The organism is Romboutsia sp. (assembly GCF_035470145.1).
Classification (GTDB): Bacteria; Bacillota; Clostridia; order Peptostreptococcales; family Peptostreptococcaceae; genus Romboutsia_D.
Genome location: NZ_DATIRC010000355.1, coordinates 1 through 7,268 on the forward strand (window position 1 = coordinate 1; position 7,268 = coordinate 7,268).

Below are 7,268 nucleotides of genomic sequence, written 5' to 3' on the forward strand. Positions count from 1 at the left end.
TGGTTGCAACATCTGTTTCTTGTGGAATTTATGAAGGATATGCAAGAGTAATATTAAATCCTACAGATGATAATCTTAAAAAAGGAGAAATACTTGTTACAAAATTTACAGATCCAGGTTGGACACCACTTTTTATAAATGCAAAGGGACTTATCTTAGAAGTGGGAGGTCTTTTGACTCATGGAGCAATAGTTGCTAGGGAATATGGTATACCAGCTTTAGTTGGACTAGAAAATGCTACAACACTGATTAAGACAGGTGACTATATAAGAATAAATGCTGATAAAGGATATGTTGAGATTTTATAATCATAAAAATGTAACTTAAAATGATAAGAGTGATATTATTATATTGAGACATAATTAATACAAATATAAGTCGGGGGGATATATTTATGTTAAAAGAAGAAGTAAATTATGAAGAAAAGGAAGCAAAAGCATTTAATGGTGTCATAGCTTTAATAGAAAGTCTTTTATTTACAGCAATCTCAATAGGTATTATGAGCTTTGGAATAATAAAAATGGGTAATGGATTTGATGGTTTAGGTTCATTTTTATTAATTTTAGGAATACTAGGAATGGTTGTGAATTTTATTCTATTGTTTGGTTTTAAAATACTTAACCCTAAAGAAGCAATAGTTTTAGTTTTATTTGGTAAATACTATGGGACTATAAAAAAAGAAGGCTTTTATTGGGTAAATCCATTTTGCTCAGCAGTAAATCCAACATCATCATCAGCAATTAACATTTCAAAATCTTCATCTACAGATAAAACAGATATATCTGCTAATACAAGTGGTAAGAAAGTATCTCTAAAAGCAATGACTCTTAATAACGAAAAACAAAAAGTTAATGATCAATTAGGAAATCCTATTATAATTGGTGTTGTTGTAATCTGGAAGGTAGTAGATGCAACTAAAGCTGTATTTAATGTAGATAATTATAAGACATTTTTATCAATTCAGTGTGATTCTACTATTCGTAATGTTGCAAGACTTTATCCATATGATGTAGCTGAAGATGGAGAGGAGAAATCTCTTCGTGGTAGTAGTCAAGAGATAGCAGATAAGTTAAAAGAAGAACTACAGTCAAGAGTTGATATTTCAGGAATTGAAATTACTGAGGTTCGTATTACACATCTTTCTTATGCACCTGAGATTGCAGCAGCAATGCTACAACGTCAACAAGCAGAAGCAATAATAGCAGCGCGTAAGAAAATTGTTGAAGGTGCTGTAAGTATGGTAGAAATGGCATTAACTAATTTAAGTGAAAATGATATAGTAACTCTTGATGAAGAACGTAAGGCTGCTATGGTAAGTAATTTATTAGTTGTTCTTTGTGGAAACAAAGATGCACAACCTATAGTGAATAGTGGCTCAATCTATTAAGTTTATAATATGCTATAATGAAAGTAAGTAATTCAAGGTTTGAATTACTTACTTTTTTATATAAATTACTAAAAATGCTTTGAAGAGTTTAAGAAAAAGTTATTAAAATTGAATACGAAAAATTTGACAAATACTAAATCTAGTGTTAAAGTTTATATAAACTTAAAAATTTGAATCGAATATATAAAAAGATATATAAATATTATTTGCTATCAGCAAAATAGGCTATTCTTTTAGGCATAAAAAAACTTGCAAACGAGAAGCTGAAAGAAAAATATTAAAAAATACAATCTATTTGTTACAATAGTAATGGTATATAGGGACACTCTTAAAATTCATAAAATAATATCCAAAGAGTTTGAAATAGTATATAAAGATAAAAATAGGTAGAACAGATTACCTATATTCATATAGTAAAGGATGGTTGGTGCTAGTTAACACCAGCTATGGATTTACACATAAAAAAGATAGTAAGCTATGCCTTTAATAACAATATTATTACATTAGAGGATGCAATAAACGTTCAAATGCCCAATGAGGGCGTCATATTTCATTTTGATTCACAATATCTAAGCTATAATTTATTTAATTATATGATTAAAAATGAAATCATTCAATCTTTTAGTAAAAAGAAATGTTCTTATGATAATGTCTATATAGAGTTTTTTCCATACCATTTAAATGATATATAAAGTCTAGATGAATTTATATATGATTTTGTATTTTTTGTATTAATGTATACTTTAGCAGTATACACTTTACTAAAAATTTTAAATATAAAAAGCAATAATAATACAAGTATAATTTAAATATAAAATTTAAATATATTAATTTGAGAGATTTTATTTATTAATTATTAAGAAATAATTAATAATAGATATGATTAAATTAAAAAGATAATGGTTTTGTTAATTAGATATGCTAAAAATTAATCTCGAATATATAAGTAAACCGGTAGGTTGAACTTGGTTTCGGAATTTAATATAAAGAAATTAATTTTAGGAGCACGAAGGCTTTAAATTGTTTAAATATGGCAAAAGAACATTCTGTAGTTTTATCAGTACACCATTTATTCATCTTTATGAATTCAACGTATTTGCTAGATTTTTCAATGTATTTAGAGATACTTACATGATACATTTAATATTCATGTAATCTAATAAATATGTCTATGTTATAACATTTTTCTAGATTCCTTATAACCCCTATTTAGGACGAGATTTAAGTATAAATAAGCTAACAAAACGAAAATAATTTATTAGGAGGGTTTTAATGAGAGAAGATTTAAAAAAAGAAGATTTAAAGAAAGAAGCTTTAAAAAAAGAAATAGAAGAAAAACTTTATTCACGGAATTTTACAAGGTGGGGATTGGATTTAAATCCGTTTGTATCTGTTGGAGTGGGATTAGTTATCCTTTTATTTTCAGTAATTTCATTAATTGATTTAGAAACTACTACAAGAGTATTTAATGACTTAAAAACAAGTATATTAAATAGCACTAACTGGGTATTTATTTTTTCAAGTAATATTTTTGTTGTTATTGGACTATACCTTGCATTTTCAAAGTATGGTAATGTAAAGATTGGAGGAGTTGATGCAACTCCAAGATTTTCAAACTTTTCGTGGTACTCGATGCTTTTATCAGCTGGAATGGGTATAGGATTAATGTTTTACTCTGTAGGAGAACCATTAATGCACGCTAATGTAATCCCACCTATTTTTAAAAGTGGAGATATTGTTGGAAATGCTTTAGCAACTACTTATTTACACTGGGGAATTCATCCATGGGCTATATATTCTTTGGTAGCATTAGCATTAGCATTTTATGCTTTTAATAGAAATTTACCATTATCTTTACGTTCGGTATTTTACCCAATATTTAAAGACAAAGTTTATGGACTTTTAGGGGATGTTATAGATTTATTAACGGTTATAGCTTGTTTATTTGGTCTAGCAGCATCACTTGGAGTAGGAGTTCAACAAGTTAATAGTGGTCTTAATTATGTTTTTGGGATTCCTGTAAATACAACTGTTCAGGTTATTTTAATAGCTTTAATTACTTTTGCAGCAACTTTATCTGTGGTTACAGGCTTAGATAAGGGAGTTAAAATATTATCAAGGGCAAATATTAAGTTAGCGTTAATATTTATGGTAGTTATAACTTTATTAGGACCAACTGGCTATATTATTGAAGTTTTCTCAAATTCTCTTGGTATTTATATAGATGAATTTTTCAGAGCATCTACGTTTATATCTTATGATGATGCAAGTTGGCAAGGTAGTTGGACAATATTTTATTTAGCATGGTGGGTTTCATGGTCGCCATTTGTTGGAATGTTCATCGCACGTATTTCAAAAGGTAGAACAGTACGAGAGTTTATTTTAGCTGTTATGATTATACCGTCTCTAGCTTCATTTATATGGATGTCAGTATTTGGAGCAACAGCTACTTATATAAATCAAATTTCAAATGGTCAACTTTATGAAGTTGTACAAAGTAACTTACCAGTTGCATTGTTTGAATTAATAAAATATCTAGAAGCTCCTTTTTTAACTAATTTTATACAAACACTATTATCTATTTTAGCATTAGTTTTAATTATATCTTTCTTTGTTACGTCTAGTGACTCAGGTTCATTAGTTGTTGACAATATTACATCTGGTGGTAAGTTAGATAGTCCAGTTCCACAAAGAATATTTTGGGCTTGCATGGAAGGTGTAATAGCAGCCGTATTATTGATAATTGGAGGTCCGCAAATATTAAATACTTTACAAACAGCGCTTATAAGTACTGGATTACCTTTTGCGATTATATTATTAGTAATGGCATTTACACTATTGTTTGAAATTAGAAAAACTCATTTAGAACAAAATAGAACAAAAAATTATAGAATGTATAAAACTTTTAATAAACGTTATGGAGAAGAAAAAAAGAAAGAGAAAAATGATCTATTTGGATTTGATAAAGATTCAAAATTAAAAGAGAAAATATCTACGTACAAACATAAGCAAGAAGTTTAATATATTATAAATTTATTTCAAGGGGCTATTGCAAAACTAACTTAATTGTTAGTTGGGCAATAGCTCTTTTTATGTATTTTGTAATTTATAGCTATATTATATTGTAATAAAGAAAAGATATACTAAATAGTATTTACAGAATTAAAAGATTAAGGTAGATTAGTAGGACTCAATAGGAAGAGTATCGAATAGCCTAAAAAATTATTACTTTTAAATTACATTATTAATTATCAAATCTGTCTATTCTAAATAATCTCATATCTTTATTTGTTTTACCATTGTATAAATCGCTTAACATCATTCCACCTAGTATTGAAAATAAGATGCCATTACCTCCATATCCTAGTATATACCATAAATTTTTATGCTTAGTATCTTCTCCTATAAATCCTAAGTTATCTGTAGTAGAGGCAAAGGTTCCACAATACCTAAAATCTATTTCTATATGATTTATATATTTAAACATAGATTTTAATCTATTTTCTAATATATCATATTTTTCATTAGCTAGTTTTTCATCAAAAATATCAGGTATAAACTCAACATCTTCTCCTCCAATTATAAGCCTATTATCATTTGTAGTTCTTAGATAATTGTAAGGATCGCTGTTATCTCTTATCAGTACTCTATTTTTCCATCCATCGAAATTTTTGACAGGTTTTGTAGCTACATTAAATGTAGTTGCTTTAGTAGCGAAATTTCTATCACTAAACATTTTAGTATCATACCCAGTTGCAACTATTACTTTTTTAGCTTTTACCTTATATCCAAATTCAGTTATTATATCTACATAATCATCATAATGAATTAAATCAATAACTTCTGTATTTTCATAAACTTTTGAACCCATACTTTGAGATATATCTAGTAATTGGTGCGTATATTTATATGGATCTATTTCTGCGCCACCATCTTTAGATATTATCCCAGCCTTCAAATCAAAACTAAATTCATTAGTATTTTCATCTATGTAACTTACATCGAATCCATTTTGTTTCCTAAGTTCATATTCTATTTTTATAGCATTTATTTCATTGGTTTTGGCTGTATATAATAGTGCATCTCTTTTTTTATAGTCACATTTATTTCCATACTGTTTGATGAAATCTTCAAGTTGTTTAAGTGCTACAAGTCCTAATTCATGACCTCTTATAGCATCCTCTAATTTAATAAATTCTTGAAGTTTAGATAAGCTATCATCCAATTCATATTGTAAAAGAGCCGTACTTATACCAGTACTTAAATGACCTATTCTTTTTTTTTCAAGTATTACAGTTTTTATATTATTTTTAGAAAAATAATACGAAGCTATAGCTCCAGTAACACCTCCACCTATTATACATACATCTGTTTCTATATCCTGTGTTAAATAGGGATATTGTTTTGTGTTTTTACTTATATTTATAAATAGCGGTTTTCCTTGTACATATTGAATATTCATTACTTTCCTCCTAAAGTTAATCATATATTAGTTTCTTATTTAAATAATTTTTTATACATTTTAACTATTTATTATTAAAATAACTCTAAAAACTAATCTAATAAATACTCTTTATGCAACACCCAAGTATTATCAACCCACTTATAAATACAGATATTATCAAAACTACAATCAAAATCACAAGGTATTAAAGAAACATAACCCCATAACTTATCAAATATATTTCTTATTTTTTTAGAGCTTATAGTAACATGAAAAACTTTATCTTTACCATCTTCTCTAGAAAAATCTAAATAATCAATAGTACTTAAATCATCAATTAGCTCATCGTGCATAAGTTTGCCTTCATTACTCATTAAAACTTTCATAAATATAACTCTATCATCAAAATGGTCATACCCTTTAATCTTATATTCCTTAGAAGTATGAGACTTAGAAAAATTATCTAAAGTATTTTCTAAGTCAGTTATATCGTTACTTTCAAAAGGAGCTTTAATAGTAAAATGAGCAGGAAGCTTTGAAGATTTAGCTTTAAACTTTTCAAAAACTTTTTTTCTTAAATTATTATTAAAATTACCAGCATCACCTTTTACAACACTTGCAATTACATATCTCAAAAGAAACCTCCAGTATTAATATAATAAATATTTTAAATTAGCAAATCCAATATAAATAGTATATCCTAAAAAATTAGCATCATAATAGTTAAAAGCATAAAATTAGTATAAATATAAACACATAATACTTATATGCATACAATATATTGATAATAATATTGCATTAGAATAAAACCTATCTAACTAATATTTTATATCGTGATAATGTAACTTATTTGAGCATCAATTATATTATTATTTGAGATGAATATTTTTAATTACTTGTAAATTTATGTTAAAAGTAATAAAATAACAACAAAGGAAAATAATTATGTAAATTAAATATAATAATGTATAAAAGGATGGATAGAAAATGGGATTTTTTAAAAGATTAAAAAACGTTGTGGAAGCAAAAGCAAATAAGACATTAGAAAAACATGAAGACCCTATAGAAATGTTAGACTTATCAATATCAAAAAAAGAAAAATTACTTCAAGATGCAAAAAAACAATGTGCAAACTTTATAGCATCAGTAGATGGAATTAGAAATGAGAAAAAAGAAATAGTAGAAAAAATCAATAAATATGAAGAAGCTACAAAAGCGGCTATATTAAAAGAAGATGTAGAAAAAGCACAAGGATTTGTTAAACAAAAAATAGATTTAGAAGAAAAACTAAATAACACAGAAAACAGAATAAAAGAACAAGATGAAAAAATACAACTTATAAAAAATAAAATACAAGACTTAGAAATAGAAATATCTAAAATGAAATCTAAAAAACAAGAATTAGCTACAAGACTTGATGTAGCTGAAATAAACAAT

The 7,268-nt window shown here is 26.5% G+C and carries 6 protein-coding genes; 4 read left to right on the top strand and 2 right to left on the bottom strand.

Annotation, left to right across the window (positions count from 1 at the left end; all coding sequences use genetic code 11):
• The 3 genes from VLM92_RS14210 to VLM92_RS14220 all read left to right on the top strand — a co-directional run.
• Nucleotides 1-308: PEP-utilizing enzyme (locus VLM92_RS14210; RefSeq protein ID WP_325276984.1), on the top strand; the 308-nt coding region annotated here is incomplete at its 5' end.
• 86 nt (nt 309-394) lie between these two features.
• Nucleotides 395-1,387 carry an SPFH domain-containing protein gene (locus VLM92_RS14215; RefSeq protein WP_325276985.1) on the top strand — a complete coding sequence of 331 codons (993 nt, stop codon included), beginning with the start codon at nt 395-397 and terminating at the stop codon, nt 1,385-1,387.
• Nucleotides 1,388-2,659: 1,272 nt separating this feature from the next.
• Nucleotides 2,660-4,408: a BCCT family transporter gene (locus VLM92_RS14220; protein WP_325276986.1), complete on the top strand. Its 1,749-nt coding sequence runs from the start codon at nt 2,660-2,662 to the stop codon at nt 4,406-4,408.
• A gap of 223 nt (nt 4,409-4,631) precedes the next feature.
• Here the strand turns inward: VLM92_RS14220 and VLM92_RS14225 are convergent, their stop codons facing one another.
• Both VLM92_RS14225 and VLM92_RS14230 read right to left on the bottom strand, forming a co-directional pair.
• The gene (locus tag VLM92_RS14225; RefSeq protein WP_325276987.1) at nt 4,632-5,849 is read right to left on the bottom strand and encodes an FAD-binding oxidoreductase; all 1,218 of its coding nucleotides are present in this window, start codon (nt 5,847-5,849) and stop codon (nt 4,632-4,634) included.
• 92 nt (nt 5,850-5,941) lie between these two features.
• On the bottom strand, nt 5,942-6,466 hold the full coding sequence (locus VLM92_RS14230) for a 2'-5' RNA ligase family protein (protein ID WP_325276988.1): 525 nt from the start codon (nt 6,464-6,466) through the stop codon (nt 5,942-5,944).
• Between the two features lie 352 nt (nt 6,467-6,818).
• Here VLM92_RS14230 and VLM92_RS14235 point away from each other — a divergent pair.
• Nucleotides 6,819-7,268: PspA/IM30 family protein (locus VLM92_RS14235; protein ID WP_325276989.1), on the top strand; the 450-nt coding region annotated here is incomplete at its 3' end.

Coding starts and splice junctions, on each gene's coding strand:
- VLM92_RS14220 (WP_325276986.1), top strand. CDS start 2,660: ATGAGAGAAGATTTAAAAAAAGAAGATTTAAAGAAAGAAGCTTTAAAA.
- VLM92_RS14225 (WP_325276987.1), bottom strand. CDS start 5,849: ATGAATATTCAATATGTACAAGGAAAACCGCTATTTATAAATATAAGT.
- VLM92_RS14215 (WP_325276985.1), top strand. CDS start 395: ATGTTAAAAGAAGAAGTAAATTATGAAGAAAAGGAAGCAAAAGCATTT.